19 protein-coding genes and 1 pseudogene are annotated in these 18037 nt (G+C 73.4%); 7 read left to right on the forward strand and 13 right to left on the reverse strand.

What is annotated here, in order from left to right; translation table 11 throughout:
- Positions 1 to 18: 18 nt before the first annotated feature.
- Positions 19 to 1230: a PucR family transcriptional regulator gene (locus ACIRG6_RS08580; RefSeq protein WP_364679257.1), complete on the forward strand. Its 1212-nt coding sequence runs from the start codon at positions 19 to 21 to the stop codon at positions 1228 to 1230.
- A gap of 158 nt (positions 1231 to 1388) precedes the next feature.
- On the opposite strand, the gene ACIRG6_RS08585 is transcribed toward ACIRG6_RS08580, so the two are convergent.
- On the reverse strand, positions 1389 to 2051 hold the full coding sequence (locus ACIRG6_RS08585) for a VOC family protein (protein ID WP_364820488.1): 663 nt from the start codon (positions 2049 to 2051) through the stop codon (positions 1389 to 1391).
- Between the two features lie 177 nt (positions 2052 to 2228).
- Here ACIRG6_RS08585 and ACIRG6_RS08590 point away from each other — a divergent pair, with 177 nt between their 5' ends.
- On the forward strand, positions 2229 to 2894 hold the full coding sequence (locus tag ACIRG6_RS08590) for a CBS domain-containing protein (RefSeq protein ID WP_364679261.1): 666 nt from the start codon (positions 2229 to 2231) through the stop codon (positions 2892 to 2894).
- Positions 2895 to 2943: 49 nt separating this feature from the next.
- Here the strand turns inward: ACIRG6_RS08590 and ACIRG6_RS08595 are convergent, their stop codons facing one another.
- The 6 genes and pseudogenes from ACIRG6_RS08595 to ACIRG6_RS08620 all read right to left on the reverse strand — a co-directional run.
- Positions 2944 to 3552, reverse strand: a complete 609-nt coding sequence (locus ACIRG6_RS08595) for a DUF998 domain-containing protein (protein ID WP_403321638.1) — start codon at positions 3550 to 3552, stop codon at positions 2944 to 2946.
- Positions 3553 to 3582: 30 nt separating this feature from the next.
- Positions 3583 to 4215, reverse strand: coding sequence for a sarcosine oxidase subunit gamma (locus ACIRG6_RS08600; RefSeq protein WP_364820492.1), 633 nt, complete (start codon positions 4213 to 4215; stop codon positions 3583 to 3585).
- Positions 4208 to 7114 carry a sarcosine oxidase subunit alpha family protein gene (locus tag ACIRG6_RS08605; RefSeq protein ID WP_403321642.1) on the reverse strand — a complete coding sequence of 969 codons (2907 nt, stop codon included), beginning with the start codon at positions 7112 to 7114 and terminating at the stop codon, positions 4208 to 4210. The genes ACIRG6_RS08600 and ACIRG6_RS08605 overlap by 8 nt, the downstream gene beginning before the upstream one ends.
- Entirely contained in the window at positions 7111 to 7404 is a 294-nt protein-coding gene (locus tag ACIRG6_RS08610; protein ID WP_239770812.1) for a sarcosine oxidase subunit delta, read from the reverse strand. Before ACIRG6_RS08610 ends, ACIRG6_RS08605 begins: the two co-directional genes overlap by 4 nt.
- Before the next feature lie 25 nt (positions 7405 to 7429).
- Complete coding sequence (locus ACIRG6_RS08615; RefSeq protein ID WP_403321645.1) at positions 7430 to 8650, reverse strand: sarcosine oxidase subunit beta family protein; 1221 nt, start codon at positions 8648 to 8650, stop codon at positions 7430 to 7432.
- A pseudogene (locus ACIRG6_RS08620) lies at positions 8647 to 9029 on the reverse strand (serine hydroxymethyltransferase); the annotation flags it as partial. The gene ACIRG6_RS08615 and the pseudogene ACIRG6_RS08620, both read right to left, overlap by 4 nt.
- Positions 9030 to 9195: 166 nt before the next feature.
- Between ACIRG6_RS08620 and ACIRG6_RS08625 the strand changes: the two are divergent.
- On the forward strand, positions 9196 to 9861 hold the full coding sequence (locus tag ACIRG6_RS08625; RefSeq protein ID WP_364679274.1) for a GntR family transcriptional regulator: 666 nt from the start codon (positions 9196 to 9198) through the stop codon (positions 9859 to 9861).
- Between the two features lie 47 nt (positions 9862 to 9908).
- Here the strand turns inward: ACIRG6_RS08625 and ACIRG6_RS08630 are convergent, their stop codons facing one another.
- Both ACIRG6_RS08630 and ACIRG6_RS08635 read right to left on the reverse strand, forming a co-directional pair.
- Complete coding sequence (locus tag ACIRG6_RS08630; protein ID WP_239770815.1) at positions 9909 to 10466, reverse strand: TetR/AcrR family transcriptional regulator; 558 nt, start codon at positions 10464 to 10466, stop codon at positions 9909 to 9911.
- A gap of 12 nt (positions 10467 to 10478) precedes the next feature.
- Positions 10479 to 11060: a sugar O-acetyltransferase gene (locus ACIRG6_RS08635; RefSeq protein WP_350725260.1), complete on the reverse strand. Its 582-nt coding sequence runs from the start codon at positions 11058 to 11060 to the stop codon at positions 10479 to 10481.
- A gap of 168 nt (positions 11061 to 11228) precedes the next feature.
- Here ACIRG6_RS08635 and ACIRG6_RS08640 point away from each other — a divergent pair, with 168 nt between their 5' ends.
- Positions 11229 to 12041 (forward strand): SAM-dependent methyltransferase, encoded by an 813-nt coding sequence (locus tag ACIRG6_RS08640; protein ID WP_318217014.1) that lies wholly within the window; start codon positions 11229 to 11231, stop codon positions 12039 to 12041.
- Positions 12041 to 13009: an endonuclease/exonuclease/phosphatase family protein gene (locus ACIRG6_RS08645; protein ID WP_403321837.1), complete on the forward strand. Its 969-nt coding sequence runs from the start codon at positions 12041 to 12043 to the stop codon at positions 13007 to 13009. The genes ACIRG6_RS08640 and ACIRG6_RS08645 overlap by 1 nt, the downstream gene beginning before the upstream one ends.
- Positions 13010 to 13234: 225 nt before the next feature.
- On the opposite strand, the gene ACIRG6_RS08650 is transcribed toward ACIRG6_RS08645, so the two are convergent.
- A complete protein-coding gene (locus ACIRG6_RS08650; RefSeq protein ID WP_403321651.1) occupies positions 13235 to 13744 on the reverse strand; it encodes a GtrA family protein in 510 nt (169 codons plus the stop codon).
- A 288-nt stretch (positions 13745 to 14032) separates the two neighbouring features.
- Here ACIRG6_RS08650 and ACIRG6_RS08655 point away from each other — a divergent pair, with 288 nt between their 5' ends.
- Complete coding sequence (locus ACIRG6_RS08655) at positions 14033 to 14608, forward strand: tellurite resistance TerB family protein (protein ID WP_364679486.1); 576 nt, start codon at positions 14033 to 14035, stop codon at positions 14606 to 14608.
- Between the two features lie 69 nt (positions 14609 to 14677).
- The gene (locus tag ACIRG6_RS08660; RefSeq protein WP_403321654.1) at positions 14678 to 15613 is read left to right on the forward strand and encodes an aminoglycoside phosphotransferase family protein; all 936 of its coding nucleotides are present in this window, start codon (positions 14678 to 14680) and stop codon (positions 15611 to 15613) included.
- On the opposite strand, the gene paaE is transcribed toward ACIRG6_RS08660, so the two are convergent.
- The 3 genes from paaE to paaC are packed head-to-tail and all read right to left on the reverse strand — an operon-like array spanning position 15601 to position 18034.
- Complete coding sequence (gene paaE, locus ACIRG6_RS08665; RefSeq protein ID WP_239770820.1) at positions 15601 to 16707, reverse strand: 1,2-phenylacetyl-CoA epoxidase subunit PaaE; 1107 nt, start codon at positions 16705 to 16707, stop codon at positions 15601 to 15603. The genes ACIRG6_RS08660 and paaE overlap by 13 nt on opposite strands.
- Entirely contained in the window at positions 16707 to 17213 is a 507-nt protein-coding gene (gene paaD / locus ACIRG6_RS08670) for a 1,2-phenylacetyl-CoA epoxidase subunit PaaD (RefSeq protein WP_403321657.1), read from the reverse strand. The genes paaE and paaD overlap by 1 nt, the downstream gene beginning before the upstream one ends.
- On the reverse strand, positions 17207 to 18034 hold the full coding sequence (gene paaC, locus ACIRG6_RS08675) for a 1,2-phenylacetyl-CoA epoxidase subunit PaaC (RefSeq protein WP_350725269.1): 828 nt from the start codon (positions 18032 to 18034) through the stop codon (positions 17207 to 17209). Before paaC ends, paaD begins: the two co-directional genes overlap by 7 nt.
- Positions 18035 to 18037: the final 3 nt, after the last annotated feature.

Genomic DNA, 18037 nt, shown 5'->3' on the forward strand with positions numbered 1-18037 from the left:
GCGTCCAGGATTGGTCATATGCACACCACCACGGGTCGGGGTCCCGGGCTGCCTCCGCCCTCGCCCCGTATCGCCGAGCTCGCCGGGCAGTGCCTGGACAACATCGACGGCCTCATCGGCGACTGGCTGGAGATGGTCCGTCCCGTGCGCACGTCGTACGCGGACCGGGTCCCGGACTCCCAGTTCCGTGACTCGGCGTGGCAGGCGTTCGAGCTGCTGCTGCGGACGGTGGCGCAGCTTCCGGTGCCCCCGCACATCGCGGGCGTCTCACAGCGGGTGGGCGAGGAGCGGGCCCGGCAGGGCGTTCCGCTGGACTCCCTGCTGGAGGCGGCGCGCCTGGACTTCCGGGTGGTCTGGTCGGCGCTCGTGCAACGGGCGGACGCGGCGGACACGGCCGAGCTGGTGGGCTCCGCGTACCACGTGTGGGAGGCGGTCGAGGGTCATGTCACCGGGATCATGACGGCGTACCAGCGCACGGTCCTGGAGATGGGCCGGCGCGAGGAGGACGAGCGGCGCATGTGGTTCGCGCGGCTGCTGGAGAGCGAGGGCCGCAATCCGACCGTGGTGCGGGACGCGGGGCTCGCCCTGGACTTCTCCGTGGACGGCCGCTTCCTGTGCGCGGCGTCGTCCGCGGCGGCCGTGCCCGGGCTGCGCCGGACGGCGGTGACGCTGCGGGCGGCGGGCACGGCGGTGCAGCAGCAGATGGTGGGGAAGGACGCCGTTCTGGTGGTGCAGTTGGGCAGCCGGGCCACACGCCGGCATGTGCTGGACCAGCTCGGGGACTCGCCGTGCGGTGTCGCGCCGCCGGCGGCCGGCCTCGCCTCGGTGCCGCGCGCGGTCGTCCTCGCGGTGGCGACGGCGCAGGTGCTGCCGCGGGACGCCACGGCGCCGCACCTGCTGGAGGACAGCTGGCTGGACGTCCTGGCGCACCGGGCCGGCGACTTCGCCGGGGACCTGGCGAGCGACGTGCTGGGCGGGCTGGACCGTCCGGGCGTCTCGCGCACGGAGGCGGACCGTCTCCTGGAGACGGTGCGTACGCATCTGTCGGGCAGCGGCTCCGTCGCGGAGACGGCCGAGGCGCTCTACTGTCACCGCAACACGGTCCAGCACCGCTTCGCCCGCTTCCACGAACTGACCGGCCGCGACGTGCGCAGGCCGGACGACGCGGCCCTGGTGGCGGTGGCGTTGCGCGCGGCCCGGCGGCACACGCAGGCGGAGGCTCGTTCCTGAGCCGCCGGCGGGTGGCGTTCGGCGGCGGGCTTCCGTCAGGAAAGGGTGTCCGCGGGACCGGAGACCGCGCGGCGGCGGACCTCCCTCCGGGCCGGGCTCGGCGGCTCCCCCGCGAGTCCGGTGCTCACCCCGCGAGTGTGGCGGACCCCAGGGCCCCGTCAGCCCACCCCGGGGCCGTCCGAGACTCCCGGGTCGGCGGTGGTCAGCGGGGCGGTGGCTTCCCAGACGAACCCGTCCGGATCGGTGAACGGGCCGGTGGCGCAGGAGAGCACGATCCGGTGCGATCCCGTGCCGTCGGCGGGGACGCCCGCGACCTTGGCCAGCGCGCGGCGCTTGTACAGGGACAGCTTCACGGTGCCCGCCCCGGACTCGAACTCGACGTACTTGCCGCCGAAGCTCTTGCCCACGGCGAAGCCCTGCCCGACGTAGAACTGCTTGCAGGCCTTCACGTCCTCGACACCCAGCAGCAGCACGATCTCGTCGACGTCCCGGGTGGCCGGCCCGCTGTCCTTCTTGGCCGACGTCGCGAGCTGCCAGATGGTGCCGTCCGGGGCCTGGACGACGCCGCCGTAGCCCCACAGCGACTTCGCGGCGGGCTTGAGGACGGTGGCGCCGGCGTCGCGGGCGGCGGCGAGGAGCGCGTCGACGTTGCCCGGCTGGGACACCACGAGCGACAGGGTGAAACCGCGGAAGCCGGTCGTGGGGGCGTCGGAGCCGCGCAGCCGCACCTGTGACGGGTCCAGACCGAAGGCGGCGTCGTAGAAGCGGGCGGCGGCCGTGGTGTCGGCCACTTCCAGGGTGACGGAGTCGATGGCGTTCATGTCTTGGACAGTAGGGGCGGCCGGGTCCTCGGCGCTTCTCGAGAACTGACCGGCCCGGCCGCCGCCCGGTGCGCTGTCGGCGGACAGGGGCACGCTTGCGGCTCGCGGGACGTTTCAGGTGGTGAGAAGGTCGGATGCCGGTCGACGCAGGTCCGGCAGCGGAGAGGAAGCCCTGTAATGAAGCACCAGAGGGTGTGCGATGTGATGAGCGACGCCGTGGTCCGTGTGCAGCGCGGGACGCCGTTCAAGGAGATCGCCCACCTGCTGCAGGACTACGACATCACCGCGGTGCCCGTGGTGGACGCGGCGGACCGGCCCGTGGGGGTGGTGTCGGAGGCGGACCTCCTGCAGAAGATGTGGGGCGGGGAGCCGGACGGGTCCGCCGGGCGCGGGGCGGGGACCGCGCCCGGCGGCGGGAAGGCCTCCGCCACCGACGCGGCGGGGCTGATGACGTCGCCCGCCGTCTGCGCGCGCGAGGACTGGAGCGTCGTCGAGGCCGCCCGCGCGATGGCGCGGCACGGCATCAAGCGGCTCCTGGTGGTCGACGAGGGCGGGCGGCTGATCGGGGTGGTCAGCAGGAGTGACCTGCTGCGGGTCTTCCTGCGCAAGGACCGGGCGATCCGGACCGAGATCATCGAGGAGGCGCTGGTGCAGACCCTCCGCCTGCCGCCCTCCTCCGTACAGGTGGACGTGACCCACGGACACGTCGTTCTCAGCGGCCGGCTCCCCGGGCACGTGCCCGTCTCCGTGCTGGAGGAACTCTGCCGGCGCGTCGACGGCGTCGTCGCCGTGGAGTTCCGGCCCGCGGGAGAGGCCGACGGCCCGGCGCCGGCCGGCCACTGAGCGACGGACGGGCCGGGCGCCCGGGACAACGATCGGGACGAGGGCCGCGCTACCGGCTCCGCCCGGCCCCTTCGCCTCCCCCGGAGCGCGACAGGCAGGACCTGACCACCATGAAGGGCCACAGGGACTGCGCGAACGTCACCACCCGCTCCGCGACACCGGCCGCACCGTGCCGCGTCATCTCGAACAGGAACCACGCGCCGCCGACGGCCATCAGGACGGTCACCGCGATCGACGGCGCGGGCCTCAGTGCCCAGGGGGCGCTCCCGTCACCGTCCATGGCCAGGACCGGCCACAGCGCCAGCAGCGCGAACCCGGCCACGGCCACCGTTCCGTGGCGCAGGGACCCCCCGCTGCTCGGCGTCGGCAGCAGCACCACCGCGAACGCGGCCAGTCCTCCCCCGCCGAGCGCCACCCGGCCGGCGGCCGAGACGGCCCGCAGACCCCACGCGGTCAGCAGGTGGCAGAGCCCCAGCGCGAGGAACGCCCCGTTCATCACCCAGAACCCCGAGGCTCCGTAGGACCCCAGGACGCTGATCGTCTGGGTGAAAGGGTCGTAGGCGGGCCCCATCAGCAGCGCCGCGACCGCCCACCCTCCGATCAGCAGGATGGGCGCGCACCCCGACGTGAACAAGGCCCACCTGGGAACGGTTCGCATCGAACCACCCTAAAACGACCACTGGCGCCGTCAGGGCACCGCAGGGGAGCGGAACTCGCGCATCGCGTCCATGAGCCAGTGCGCCAGGTAGTCGGCGAAGGAGGAGCGCGGCAGCAGCCGGTACGTCGGGACGTCGTCGGTCTGCCACAGCACCACGGGCACCGGCCCGACCCGCGTGGTCACGGCTCGCCCCGGCCCGAAGGAGCGCGGGTGCAGGTCCAGGGCGCAGCCCTTCTCCAGGACCTGCCGGGCGGCGGGGCCGCCGAGCTCGAGCGTGGTCCGGTGGGCCGAGACGTCGACGGCCGAGCCGGGATCCCCGGCGAGCGCGTCGCGCATCTCCCGGGCCAGGACCGCCCCGTCCGTGCGGGACAGCACCAGCCATTCGTCGGGGCCGAGCCACAGCACCCGGTGGAGGCCGGTCCGCGCGGTCTCACCGCAGTGCGCGGGCAGCGGGGCGCCGAGTGCCGTGCCGACCCGGGTCGCCGCCGCCGACGCGGGGTCGACGCGCAGGCTCACCATGGTGAGGAAGGGCCGTTCGCTCAGACGGACTCCACGGGCGCCCTCCACACCGGCGGCACGCATCGCCCCGTGCAGGTGGGCGAGCGGGCTGCGGCGCAGGGCGAGTGGTCCGGATCCGTGGCCTTCGAGGGTCGTGTCAGCCATCTCGCCTGGTTCCTTCGGGGTCGTAGAGCACGGGGTCGGCCACCAGCACCGGTACGAGGTCGTCGCCGACCGGGGCGAGCAGGGTGTCGCCGATCCTGTTCCGCCCGTCGGCGACGAGGGCGAGCGCGAACGGCCGGCCGAGGGCCTGGCTGTGGTAGCTGGAGGTGACGTGACCGAGCATGGGCACCGGGCCGTCGGCGGGGGTCACGGGCACGTCCGGGGCGATGATCTGGGAGCCCTCGGGCAGCCGGGTGCGGCGGTCGGTGGGCAGCAGGCCGACCAGGTGCTTGCGGTCGGTGCGGGCGGTGTCGGCGCGGGCGTGGGAGCGCCGGCCGATGAATTCCTTCCGCTTCGACACGACCCAGGACATGCCCGCGTCCTGCGGGGTGACCGTGCCGTCCGTGTCCTGGCCGACGATGATGTAGCCCTTCTCGGCCCGCAGCACGTGCATCGTCTCGGTGCCGTACGGGGTGATGCCGTAGGGGCGGCCCGCGGCGTGGACCTGCTCCCAGAGGGCCGGGCCGTACCAGGCGGAGACGTTGATCTCGTAGGCGAGTTCGCCGGAGAAGGAGATCCGGCAGACGCGGGCCGGGATGCCGGAGGCGAGTGTGGTCTCGCGGAACGTCATGAACCCGAAGGCCTCGTTGGACAGGTCGAGGTCCGGGGTGAGCCGGGCGACCACGTCCCGCGCGCGGGGGCCGACGACCGCGACCGTCGCCCACTGCTCGGTGACCGAGGTGCAGTGCACGTCGAGGCCGGGCCACTCGGTCTGCAGCCACTCCTCCAGCCAGTCCAGGACGGCGGCGGCGCCACCGGTGGTGGTGGTCATGAAGTAGCGGTCGTCCTCGAGGCGCAGGGTCACACCGTCGTCGAAGATCATGCCGTCCGGCTTGCACATCACGCCGTAGCGGGCGGAGCCGACGGGAAGCTTCTTGAACGCGTTGGTGTAGACACGGCCCAGGAACTCGCCCGCGTCCCGGCCCCAGACCTCGATCTTGCCCAGGGTGGAGGCGTCCATGAAGGCGACGCCCTCGCGGGCGGCGCGGCACTCGCGCGCCACCGCGGTGTCCATGTCCTCGTCGGGGAGCGGGTAGTACCGCGGCCGTTTCCACTGGCCGACGTTCTCGAACTCGGCGCCGAGCGCCACGTGCCGGCTGTGGATCGAGGTGGTGCGTACGGGATCGAACAGGTCGCCGCGCTCCCGGCCGGCGAGCGCCGCGAAGGCCACCGGGGTGTACGGCGCCCGGTAGGCGGTGGTGCCGACCTCGCCGGGCGAGGCGCCGCCGAGGACCTCGGCGATCACCCCGATGGCGTTGACGCCCGAGGTCTTGCCCTGGTCGTTGGCGGTGCCGAGCGAGGTGTAGCGCTTGACGTGTTCGACGCTGCGCATACCGGCACGGGTGGAGCGCAGCACGTCCGCGACCGTGACATCGCGCTGGTGGTCCACGAAATGGGTGTCCCACGCGCCCGGTTCCGCGGTGCCGTCACGGCCGGGGACCAGCCACAGCGCGCGCACCGCGCCGGGGCCCCCGGCCTCCGCGGCGGCGGGCTCCGGCGGCACGGGCACGGGGAAGCCCGCGTCGGTCGCGGCCCGCGCACCGGCCCGTGCCCCCTCGGCCACGCAGGCGTCGAGGCCGTAGGTGCCGCGCGCCGCGCCGGCGATCCGCTGGTCGCGCACGGTGCCGTCGGGCACGAAGGCGGCCAGGTCCTCGTCCCAGCGCAGGCGTCCCTGGCGCTGACTGTGCAGATGCACCACCGGGCTCCAGCCGCCGGAGACGGCGAGCAGGTCGCAGGCGAGCGTCTCGGGCGCGCCGGTGAGTCCGCCGTCGGTGTCGATCCCCTGGACGGTGACGCCGGTCAGCCGGCCCGGGCCCGCGGTGCCGACGACCGTGCTGCCGGTCAGCACCCGTACCCCGGTCGCCCGGGCCACTTCGGCGGCCCGGGCGGAGAGACCGGGGCGCGCGTCGGCGACGGCCGCGACGCCGACGCCGTGGGCGTGGAGGTCGGCGACGGTGTCGTAGGCACTGTCGTTGGTGGTGCTCACGACCGCGCGGGAGCCCGGCGCGACGGCGTAGCGGTTGAGGTAGGTGCGCACCGCCGAGGCGAGCAGCACGCCGGGGCGGTCGTTCCCGGCGAAGACGAGCGGCCGTTCGTGGGCGCCGGTGGCCAGGACCACCTGGCGGGCCCGGATGTGCCACAGCCGCTGCCGGGAGACACCGTGGGGGGCGCCGGGTCCGAGGTGGTCGGTGCGTCGTTGCAGGGCGAGGACGTAGTTGTCGTCGTAGGAGCCGAAGGCGGTGGTGCGGTGCAGGACGACCGTCTCGGGGGCGGCCGCGAGCCGCGAGCGGACGACGGCGATCCAGTCCGGGGCGTGCTGTCCGCCCACCCGCCGGTCGCGGTCCGAGAGCAGGGAGCCGCCGGGTTCGGGCTGGTCGTCGAGGAGCATGACGCGGGCGCCGGAGCCCGCCGCGGCGGCGGCCGCCGCGAGCCCGGCCGGTCCGGCGCCGACCACCAGGACGTCGGTGTGGACGTACTTCTTGTCGTACTCGGCGGGATCGGGCGTGGGGTCGAGGCGGCCGAGGCCGGACAGGGTGGTGGCGGACAGGCCGTCGTACAGCTCGACGGTGGTCGCCGGCAACATGCCCTCGGAGCACTCGCCGTCGACCTGGAGCAGCGCGTTGGGCTCCTCGACCCCGGCGGAGACGATGCCACGGGGGCGGCCGCGGTAGACCGACGGGGCGACCTCGACCACGCCGCAGGCCAGCATCGCCGAGGCGACGGTGTCCCCGGGGTGTCCGGTCAGCTCGCGGCCGTCGAGGGTGAAGCGCAGCAGGATGCCGCGGTCGATGCGGCCGCCGTGCGGCAGCCGGAAGCTCTGTCCCTGGGGCTGGGCGGTCATCGGTCGCCTCCGGCCGGGTCGGCGGTGCGGGGCTCGCCGGGGCGGTGGACGGCCAGCACCTCGTTGGTGACCGTGTCGCGCACGACGTCGAACCAGCGGCGGCAGCCGGTGCTGTGCACCCAGCGTTCGGCGAAGGGGCCCTTGGGGTTGTCGCGGTAGAAGACGTACTCGGCCCACTGCCGGTCGTCGAGTTCGCCGGGTGTCTCGGGGAAGGGGACATGGGCCTGTCCCCCGTAGTGGTACTCGGTCTCGTCGCGCGGACCGCACCAGGGACAGTTCAGGAGCAGCACGGTGGCCTTCTCTCGGTGATGTGGCTCAGTGGGCGACGGCCGCGGCGCCGTGTTCGTCGATGAGGGCGCCCGTGGGGAAGCGGTCGAGGCCGAAGGGCGCGTTCAGCGGGTGCGGTTCGCCGGTGGCGACGGTGTGCGCGAAGGTCCAGCCGGCGGCCGGGGTCGCCTTGAAACCGCCCGTTCCCCAGCCGCAGTTGACGTACAGGTTCTCCACCGGGGTCGGGCCGATGACCGGGGAGGCGTCGGGGGTGACGTCGACGATGCCGCCCCAGGTGCGCAGCACGTGGGCGCGGGCGAAGACGGGGAACAGCTCGACGGCGGCGGCCATCTGCTGCTCGATCACGTGGAAGGAGCCGCGCTGGCCGTAGCCGTTGTACGAGTCGACGCCGGCGCCCATGACGAGTTCGCCCTTGTGTGCCTGCGAGACGTAGACGTGCACGTGGTTGGACATCACCACGGTCGGGTGCACCGGTTCGTGCAGTTCGGAGACGAGGGCCTGGAGGGGGTGCGACTGCACCGGCAGCCGGAAGCCGGCCCGTTCGGCGAGGACGGAGCTGTGTCCGGCACCCGCGAGGGCGACCCGGCCGGCCAGGATGCGGCCCCGGCCGGTCTCCACGCCGACGACCTTCTCGCCGTCCTTCACGAATCCGGTGACCTCGCAGCCCTGGATGAGGTCGACGCCCATCTCGTCGGCCCGGCGCGCCAGTGCCCAGGCCACGTGGTCGTGCTTGGCGATGCCCGCCCGGGGCTGGAAGGTGGCGCCGAGGACGGGGTGGCGGACGCGGGGCGAGAGGTTGAGGACGGGGCAGACCTTGGCGATGGCCTCGGGCTCCAGCCACTCGGCGTCCACGCCGCCCAGGCGGTTGGCGTTGACGCGGCGCACGCCCTCGCGGACGTCCTGGAGGGTGTGGGCGAGGTTGAGGACGCCGCGCTGGCTGAACAGGAAGTCGTAGTCCAGTTCCTCGGGCAGCCGCTCCCACAGCTTCAGCGCGAACTCGTAGATCGCCGCGCTTGCTTCCCAGAGGTAGTTGGAGCGGATGATGGTGGTGTTGCGCGCCATGTTGCCGCCGGCCAGCCAGCCCTTCTCCAGGACGGCGACGTTGGTGATGCCGTGGTTCTTGGCGAGGTAGTAGGCGGTGGCCAGGCCGTGTCCGCCCGCGCCGACGACGACGACGTCGTAGGAGGGGCGCGGGTCCGGGGTGCGCCAGAGCCAGTCGGGGTGCTCGGGAAGCTGCGTCGTGGTCATCCGGCGATTCCGTCCAGGTCGGTGTGGAGGGGGAACGCGGCCGCGAGGTCGCTGACCCGGCCGCGCGGCGCGACGGCCCGCTCGTCGGTGAGGTCGTCCTTCAGGGTCAGCGCGATGATGTCGGCGACCTCTCGGAAGGCTTCCGCGCCGAAACCGCGGGTCGCCGGCGCCGAGGTGCCGATGCGTGGGCCGGGGAGACCGTCGGCGGGCGGGGGTCGAAGGGGACGGCGTCGCGGCTGACGGTGATGCCGACGCGGTGCAGCCGGTCCTCGGCCTGCCGGCCGCCCGGCGCGGAGGCGCGCAGGTCGACCAGGACCAGGTGGACCTCGGTGCCGCCGGTCGGCACGGAGATCCCGGCCTCGGAGCCGTCGTCGGCGAGCCCCGGGGGCGAGGCGGGCGCGCTGTCCTCGGTGACCGGTGGACGCGCCGTCGACGGACTCGCTGTCATCTGAGCACCACCTTGGAGTGCGATTGCCCGTACAGTGATATATCAGTGCCCTGCGGTAAGGTAGGCCAGCGCTGAGGAACGGGTCAAGGGGTGCGGGATGTACCAGGAGCGAGTCTCGTCGCCGGCCGTCGAGCCGACGTTGGCCGAGCGGGCCTACCGGGACATCCGTGATCGGCTGATCATGCTGGAGATCCCGCCCGGCGCCCCGGTCAACGAGGATGTGCTGGCCCAGAGTCTCGGTTTCGGCCGCACCCCCGTCCGGGAGGCGCTCAAGCGCCTCCAGTACGAGCGTCTGATCGTGGCGTACCCGCGGCGCGGCACGTTCGCCACCGAGGTCAACATCACCGACCTCGCCGACATCTCCGAGGTGCGGCGGGAGCTGGAACCGATGGCGGCGGCACGCGCCGCCGAACGCGCCACCGCCGCCGACCGGACGGCACTGGGCGAGCTGCTGCACCGGCTGGAACGCGAGGCCACCTCGGGGCAGGCCGGTGACGCGCTGATGCGCCTCGACCTCCAGGTGCACCGCGCCATCTACGCGGCGACGCACAACCCGTACCTCGAGGACACCCTCGTCCGCTACGACAACCTCGCCACCCGGATCTGGTGCCTGTTCGTCGACCGGCTGCCCGGCATGGCCGGCCACGTCGTCGAGCACGGACCCCTGTTGCGCGCGGTGATCGACGCGGACCCCGACAAGGCGGCGGAACTGGCCGCCGGCCATGTCGCCGGCTTCGAGCAGGCGATCCGCAGGGCCGTCTGAACGGCGTTCCGCGTCCCTGGCCTGCGGTCCGCGGACGCCGGCCGGCCCTAGGCGGCGGGCCTGCCGGTGGTGGTGACGCGGGTGACGGCTTCGAGGGTCAGGGCCCGGTCGTGCGGTTCGCGGGCCAGAGCGCGATGGAGCGTCAGGCCCTCGATGAGGGCGTCGAGCTGGCGGGCGGTGTCCGGGTCGAAGTGCTTCTCCAGGTGGGTGCGGCTGCGCCGCATCCATTCGTGGGTGAGTTCCCGGTAGGCGGGCCGGCGCGCCGCGAGGGTGTAGAGCTCCTGGGTGAGCACGAGGTCGCGGGGGTTTCCCTCGGAGAGGGCGTGCACCAGGTCGGTCACCGCCCGCCGGGCCTGGTCGCGGTCGGCCGGGGCGGCGAGGTGGGCGTCGAACACGGCGACGATGTGGTCGGTGAAGCGGCCGAACGCTTCGCGGAGCACCTGGTCCATGCCGCTGAAGTGGTAGGTCATCGACCCCAGCGGGACACCGGCGCGTGCGGCGATCTTCCGGTGGGAGACCTGGGCGAGGCCCTCTTCGGCGATGAGGTCCAGGGTCGCGTCGAGAATGCGTTCGCGGCGCTGGGGGTCCGCGTGTCCGGTAGCCATGGCGGAAGAATCTCAGAGGTCGCGGACCGGGCGCGCGGGGTTGCCGACGGCGACGACATCGGCGGGGACGTCCTTGGTGACGACCGCACCGGCGCCGATGACGGAGTTGTCGCCGATGGTGACGCCGGGCAGGACGACGGCGCCTCCGCCGAGCCAGACGTTGTTCCCGATGGTGATCGGGCGGGCGGCCTCCAGCTTGTCGCGCCGGGGCCCCGGCTCCAGCGGGTGGGTCGGCGTGAGCAGTTGCACGCCGGGCCCGATCTGGCAGTCCTCGCCGATGGTGATCGCCGCGACGTCGAGCGCGGTCAGGTTGTAGTTGACGAAGGTGCGGGCCCCGATGGTGATGTTGCTCCCGTAGTCGACGTACAGCGGCGGTCTGACGTGCGCCTCCTCGCCCAGGGAGCCGAGCAGTTCGGCGAGGACCGGCCGGGCGGCGTCGGCGTCCTCGGCGTAGGCGGCCTGGTAGCGGGCGGCCAGCCGCACGGCCAGTTGCTGCCGGCGGGCGATCTCGGGGTCGTCGGCGATATAGAGGTCGCCGGCCAGCATGCGTTCGAGGTTGGTGCGGGGGTCCTGTGCAAAGTGGTCCGTCGCCATGCGTACGATCGTACACCTCGGGTCGGTGGGCGTCCCGTGGTCCCGGCCGGCCGTGATGCGGTGCGCTCCGCCGCGACGCGATGCGCGAACCCCCGTACGAAAAGGCGATGTCGGGACGTAGGTTGGGGCGGAACAGTTCACGCCTCGGCCGAGAGACGGACCTTCCCCATGAGCGACCCTGTGACGACGCCCGGACCCGCGCACCAGAAGATCGACACCTCGGTGCCGCACTCGGCCCGGATTTGGAACTACTGGCTGGGCGGCAAGGACAATTACCCCGTCGACGAGCAGGCCGGTGACGCCTACACGGCCGTCTTCCCCGGCATCGTCACCATCGCCCGCAGCAGCCGCGCCTTCCTGCGCCGCAACATCACCCACCTGGTCGCCGAGGCCGGCATCCGCCAGTTCCTGGACGTCGGGACCGGCCTGCCCACCGCGGACAACACCCACGAGGTCGCCCAGCGGATCGCCCCGGAGACCCGGATCGTCTATGTGGACAACGACCCGATGGTGCTGGCGCACGCCCGTGCGCTGCTCACCTCCACCCCCGAGGGGGCGACGGCCTACATCGACTCGGACGTGCTCGATCCCGACCGCATCGTGGCGGCGGCGGCCGGCACACTCGACTTCGACCGTCCCATCGCGCTCGTCCTCAGCAACATCCTGGGCCACATCCCCGACTACGACGTGGCGCGCTCGGTCGTCACCCGGCTGATGGACGCGCTGCCCTCGGGCAGCTACCTGTCCGTCAACGACGGTTCGCGGGGCGTCGACCCGGACTTCGAGCAGGCGCAGGACGCCTACAACGAAAGCGGCGCCGCGCCGTACGTGCTGCGCACCGTGAAGGAGATCACGGCGTTCTTCGACGGACTGGATCTCGTGGAGCCCGGAGTCGTGTCGGTCCCCCTCTGGCGCCCGGACGTGCTCTCCCCCGCCCCCGAGCCCATCGGTGAGCACGGCGGTCTCGCCCGCAAGCCGTGATCCCCGCGACCGCACGCCGCTCGCCCTTCGCCGCCACGGGCACACCGGCCTGGACGAAGGGGCGGGTGGTGGCCGCGTCGGCGGCGCTGACGGCGGCGCTGCTGGCCTTCCCGGGCGCGGTGCCCAACTCCGTCGGGCGGGTGGGCAGTCTCCTGGAGACGTTCCTGCCGTGGCTCGGCCTGGTGGTCGTGGCGCTGTTCGGCCTGGCACTGCTGCGCCGTTCGGCCGTCGCGCTGGTGGCCGTGCTGCTGCCGGTCGCCGCCTGGACGCACCACTTCGGCGGACTGCTGCTGCCCGCGGCGCAGGCCGGCGGTGACGACCTGGTCGTGGTGCAGCACAACGTCAGCGACGAGAACACCGACCCCGCCGGCACGGCCCGCGCCCTGGCCGGTGCCGGGCCGGATCTCATCGCGCTGGAGGAGCTGGTGCCCCAGGCGCTGCCGGTGTACGAGAGGACCCTCGCCGCCCGGTATCCGTACCACGTGGTCCAGGGCACCGTCGGGCTCTGGTCGAGGCATCCGCTGACCGAGGCGCGGCCGGTGGACATCAGACCGCGCGGGATCACGGAGCCCTGGAACCGTGGGCTGCGGGCGGTGGTCCACACGCCGCACGGTGAGGTCGCCGCGTATGTCGCCCACTTGCCGTCGGTGCGCGTCCGGGCGACCGGACTCGCGTCGTCGTGGCGCGACGAGAGCGCCCGCCTGCTGGGCGAGGTCGTCGCCGCCGAGGTGCGGGAGAAGGTGCTGCTGCTGGGCGACCTCAACGGCACGGTCGACGATCGCGGGCTGGGCCCGCTGACCGCCCGCCTGACGACCGCGGAACGCGGCCTCGCCTTCAGTTTCCCGGCCGGTTTCCCGATCGCCAGGATCGACCAGGTCATGGCCCGGTCGGCGACGGTCCGTCACATCCGCGCCCTGCCGGCCACCGGAAGCGACCACCTGCCGGTCGCCGCCGGGATCGCCCTGTGACCGGACACACGTGAAAACCCCCGCCCCTGGGGATCCAGGGACGGGGGTTCGGCATGGAGCGCCGGGCAGGCCTTGCACCTGCATTTCCCCGCAGGAAGCGGGACGTCTTGCCTTAGACGACCAACGCGCGGACATCCACCGGGTGGTGACTGGATGACCTGGGAAGACTCTAGCGCAGTCGCGCCGGGGGCGCACACCGGGCCCCCGCCCGCCGGGCGGCCCGCGTCAGGACCGGCGGCCGCGGGGACTGCGGAAGACAGCCAGTCGCAGCACGGCGAAGCGTACGGCGGTGACCACGACCGACGTGCCGGTCAGGACGACGGTCTCGGCGGCCGGTGACGCCCCCGGGTCCGCGTGCCTGAGCCACAGCACCGCACCGGACGTCACCAGGTAGCCGAGCAGAAAGAGACCGCCGGCGCCCAGGTGGGCACGGACGGGGCCGACGGGGGCGTCCCGGAAGGTCAGGCGCCGGTTGGCCTCGGTGTTGAGCACGGTCAGGACGAGCAGGGAGACGAGGTTGGCGACGACCGGGGGCCACCAGGTGCGCAGCAGCCAGTAGACCAGCGCCTGACCGACGGTCGACACGACGCCGACGGCGACGAACCAGCCGACCTCGCGCGACCACACCCTACGCCGAGGAGCGGCGTCGGGCACCGGTTCGCCGTGCCCGGAGTCCCGCGCCGGGGGGCGGCCCGCCGTGGTACGGGGCGTTCCGGGCGTCCTCGGCCGAGCCACGCGTCACACTCCCCCGCAGATCACCGGTCGTGGTGTCAACACGTCACCGTAGCCGTCGATGCCCGCCGTCCCCTTCCGGCGGCCGTGGGTGGGGAGCCTACTACGGGCGCTCGCCGGGCCCGCCCGGAGTCCGGGCGAGCGCCTCCCCCACGCGGCTTTGCTTTTCCTTTACGATCCGGGAACCGCTCCCGGCCCGGGAGCGTTCAACCTGACGGACCGCGATGTGACGCGACCGCAGACCGAACCGCAGACCAAGACCGATACGCAGCAGAAGCCGAGGTGGCACGAGTGGCGATGTGGGACCGGATCAAGGACCAGGCCAAGACGCTCCAGCAGTCCCAGGGCGCGCGGGGAACGGGCGGGCACGGACAGGGACAGGGACAGCAGGCGTCCGGCCGGCCGGGCTCGTCGTCCTCCGGTGGCTCCAAGGCCCAGCTGATCGGGCTGTTCAAGTCCCAGCTCGCGTCGGTGAAGACGGAGCTCAAGAGCGGCGCCTACCGGGACGCGAGCATGGCCATGTGCGCGCTGGTGGCGGCGGCCGACGGGCGGGTCGAACCGGCGGAGCGGCAGCGTGTGGAGGAGCTCATCGTCTCCAACGAGGTCCTGCAGAACTTCCCGGCGGACCAGCTGCGTCAGCGGTTCAACCAGCATGTGGACCGGCTGCTGGGCAACTTCGAGGCGGGCAGGGCCGAGGCGCTGCAGGTGATCGCCAAGGCCGCCAAGAAGCCCGCGGAGGCCCGAGCGGTCGTCCAGACCGGCATGGTCGTCGCCGGCGCGGACGGCGTCTTCGAGCCGGCCGAACAGTACGCGGTGCGTGAGGCCTGCACCGCGCTGGGACTGTCCCCCTCGGAGTTCGGCGTCTGAGCGCATTGCCGGGCCGCCGGACGGGAAAGCGTTTGACGCGCGTCGGCGCCCGGCGATCGGATGGCGCCCATGAGTTCAGGGCAGGCACGTCCCGGCACGCACCCCATCGACGACGATCTCGTACGGCGGCTGGTCGCCGGACGGTTCCCCCGGTGGGCCGGCCTGCCGGTGCGGCGGTATCCGTCCGGCGGCACGGTCAACGCCATGTACCGGCTGGGCGACCGGATGGTCGTACGGCTGCCGCTCGTGGAGGGCGGGGCCGCGGACGTGGTGGCGGAGCGTCACTGGCTGCCCCGCCTCGCGCCCCTGCTGCCCGCGTCCGTCCCCGAGGTGGTGGGGGCGGGGGAACCCGCCGAGGGGTACCCGTGGCCCTGGTCGGTGTACCGGTGGCTGCCCGGGGAGATCCCCGAGGAGGGGGCGCTGAGCGATCCGGTGCGCCTGGCCGAGGACCTGGCCGGGTTCGTCGCGGCGATGCGGAGCATCACCCTGCCGGGGGCGCCGCCGGCGTACCGCGGGGGGCCGCTCGCCTCGCTCGACGCCTCGACCCGGGCGGCGATCGAGGAGCTGCGCCGCCTTCCCCGGGAGGACGTCGACGGCGATGCCGTGACGGCCGTCTGGGACGACGCGCTGCGCGCCCCCGCCTGGGACGCGCCGCCGGTGTGGCTGCACGCCGACCTGATGCCGGGCAATCTGCTGATCGAGGCCGGCAGGCTCTCCTCCGTCATCGACTTCGGCTGCGCGGGCGTGGGCGACCCGGCCTGTGATCTGTTCCCGGCGTGGAATCTGCTGCCGGCCGGTGCCAGGGAGGTCTTCCGCGAGGCGCTCGGCGTGGACGACGCGACCTGGCGTCGCGGCCGGGGCCGGACGCTCTCCCAGGCACTGATCGCGCTGCCGTACTACCACCGGACCAATCCGGCGATGACACGCAACGCCCGGCACGTGATCCGGGCGGTGCTGGAAGAGACGGGGCAGCAGGACGCCGTGACGCCGGGTCAGCTGTCGTAGTCGACGGTCAGCGTGTCGGACGCCGGGTACGACTGGCAGGTCAGGACGTAGCCGGCGTCGACCTCGGCGGGTTCGAGCGCGTAGTTGCGCCGCATGTCGGCCTTGCCGTCGGTGACCAGGGCCCGGCAGGTGCCGCAGACGCCGCCCTTGCAGGCGAACGGCAGGTCGGGCCGGGTCTGCTGGGCTCCGTCGAGGACGGTCCGCTCCCGGGACAGGGAGGCCGTCGTGGACCGGCCGTCCAGGGTGATGGTGACCTCGCTGACCGGGCCCTCGGGTCCGGCCTCCTCGTGGTGCACCTCGCGCACCGGCTCGTCGTCGGCGAAGAACAGCTCCCGGTGGACGCGGTCCGGGGGCACGCCGAGTCCGGTCAGGACCTGCTGGGCGTCGAGGACCATGCCGTGCGGGCCGCACAGCCACCAGTGGTCGGCGTTCGGGACGTCGACCAGGGCGTCGACGAGCGCCGAGAGCCGTTCGGCGTCCAGCCTGCCGGAGAGCACCTCGGCCTCCCGGGGCTCGCGGGACAGTACGTGGGCGAGCTGGAAGCGGGCGGGGTGCAGGTCCTTCAGGTCGGCCAGTTCGTCGGCGAACATCACCGTGTCGGTGCGGCGGTTGCCGTAGAACAGGGTGACGGTGGAGCGGTCGTCGGCGGCCAGCACCGACTCGGCGATGGACAGCATCGGCGTGATGCCCGAGCCCGCCGCGATGAGCACGTGGTGGCCGGGAGCGGTCAGGTCGGGGGTGAACAGGCCGGTGGGCGCCATCACCTCGACCGTGTCACCGGGCCGCACGTCATTGACGAGCCACGACGAGAACAGGCCGCCCGGCACCACGCGGACCCCGATGCGCGGCGACGAGCCGGCCGGTGAGCAGATCGAGTAGGAGCGGCGCTCGTCGCGGCCGTCGATCTCGCGCCGCAGCGTGAGCGACTGTCCCGGCGCGAAGGCGAACTCCCCGGCGAGTTCGTCCGGGATGTCGAAGCCGACGGCCACCGCGTCCGCGCACAGCCGCTGGACGGCGGCGACGCGCAGACGGTGGAAGGCCGGGCGGCGGCGGACGCGCGCCGGGACGGCCGAGGCGGGGGCGGTCGGGGCCATCAGATCTCCTTGACGTACTCGAACGGTTCGCGGCAGGCCCGGCAGCGCCACAGCGCCTTGCAGGACGTGGCGGCGAAACGGGAGGTCTCCTCGGTGTCCGCCGTGCCGCACCGGGGGCAGGGCACCGTGCGCCGGGTGGGCGACAGCACGAGGGCGACCGGCCCGCGGGGCGCGGCGCCGGGCGGGGCGATGCCGTGCTCCGTGAGCTTGCGGCGACCGGACTCGGTGATCCAGTCGCTGGTCCAGGGCGGGCTGAGCACCGTGCGGATCTCCACCCGCTCGTACCCCGCCTCCCGCAGTCGCGCGGCGACGTCCGCCCGCATCTCGGCCATGGCGGGGCACCCGGAGTAGGTGGGGGTCAGACTCGCGACCACCGTGCCGTCCTCGGTCATCTCGACGTCGCGCAGGACACCGAGGTCGGCGAGGGTCAGCATGGGCAGCTCCGGGTCCGGCACCCGTTCGGCGATGCGCCGGGCGTGCCGGGTGTCCGACCGGGTGGTCACCATGCCGCCTCCGGGTGGGCGCGGGCCACGCTCTGCAACTCGGCCAGCAGGGGCGCGAGGTGCTCGGTGTGCTCGCCGTCGCGGCCGGAGCCGGGCAGCGGCCGGTACACGGGCATGGGCAGCCCGGCCGCCTCGGTGACCTGGCGCAGGACGTCGGTGAGCTCGTCGCGCACGTCGTACGCGGCGTGCAGCTCGCCGAGGTAGGGGGCGACCTGCTCCAGTGCCGTGCGCATCCTGCGGTGGGACTCGTCCGTGCCGTCGCCGAGGCGGACGGCCCACTCGGCCGCGTACTGCCGGTGGTACGTCAGTTCCTTGACGCCCTTGGCCGCGACCGCCGCGAGGACCGGGTCGGGGTGGGACACGAGCCGCTCGAAGTGCGCGAGGCGCCAGGCGGAGAGCACCAGCAGCCGGACGACGGCGAACGCGAAGTCGCCGCGCGGCAGTTCGGCCAGGCGCACGTTGCGGAAGTCGTCCGCATCACGGAAGTAGGCGTAGGCGTCCTCGTCGCGGCCGGTGCCGTCGGTCTGGCCGGCCCGCGAGTAGAGCAGACGGGCCTGGCCGAGGAGGTCGAGGCCGATGTTGGCCAGCGCCACCTCCTCCTCCAGCTCGGGGGCGCGGGTGACCCACTCGGCGAGCCGCTGGGCCGAGACCAGGGCGTCGTCGGCGAGCGCCACGCACTGGGCGGCCAGTTCACCGGTGTCGACGCCCTCGGGCACGGTGGTGTCCACGCCGTGCAGCGGGTCCTCGAAGCCGGTGCCGTAGGCCCAGCGGGTGTCGTCCTCGTGTCCCTCGGCGAGGGTCATGTAGACGTGGTCGTCACTCATGCC

It is taken from the genome of Streptomyces flaveolus (genome assembly GCF_044765825.1).
GTDB lineage: Bacteria > Actinomycetota > Actinomycetes > Streptomycetales > Streptomycetaceae > Streptomyces > Streptomyces flaveolus.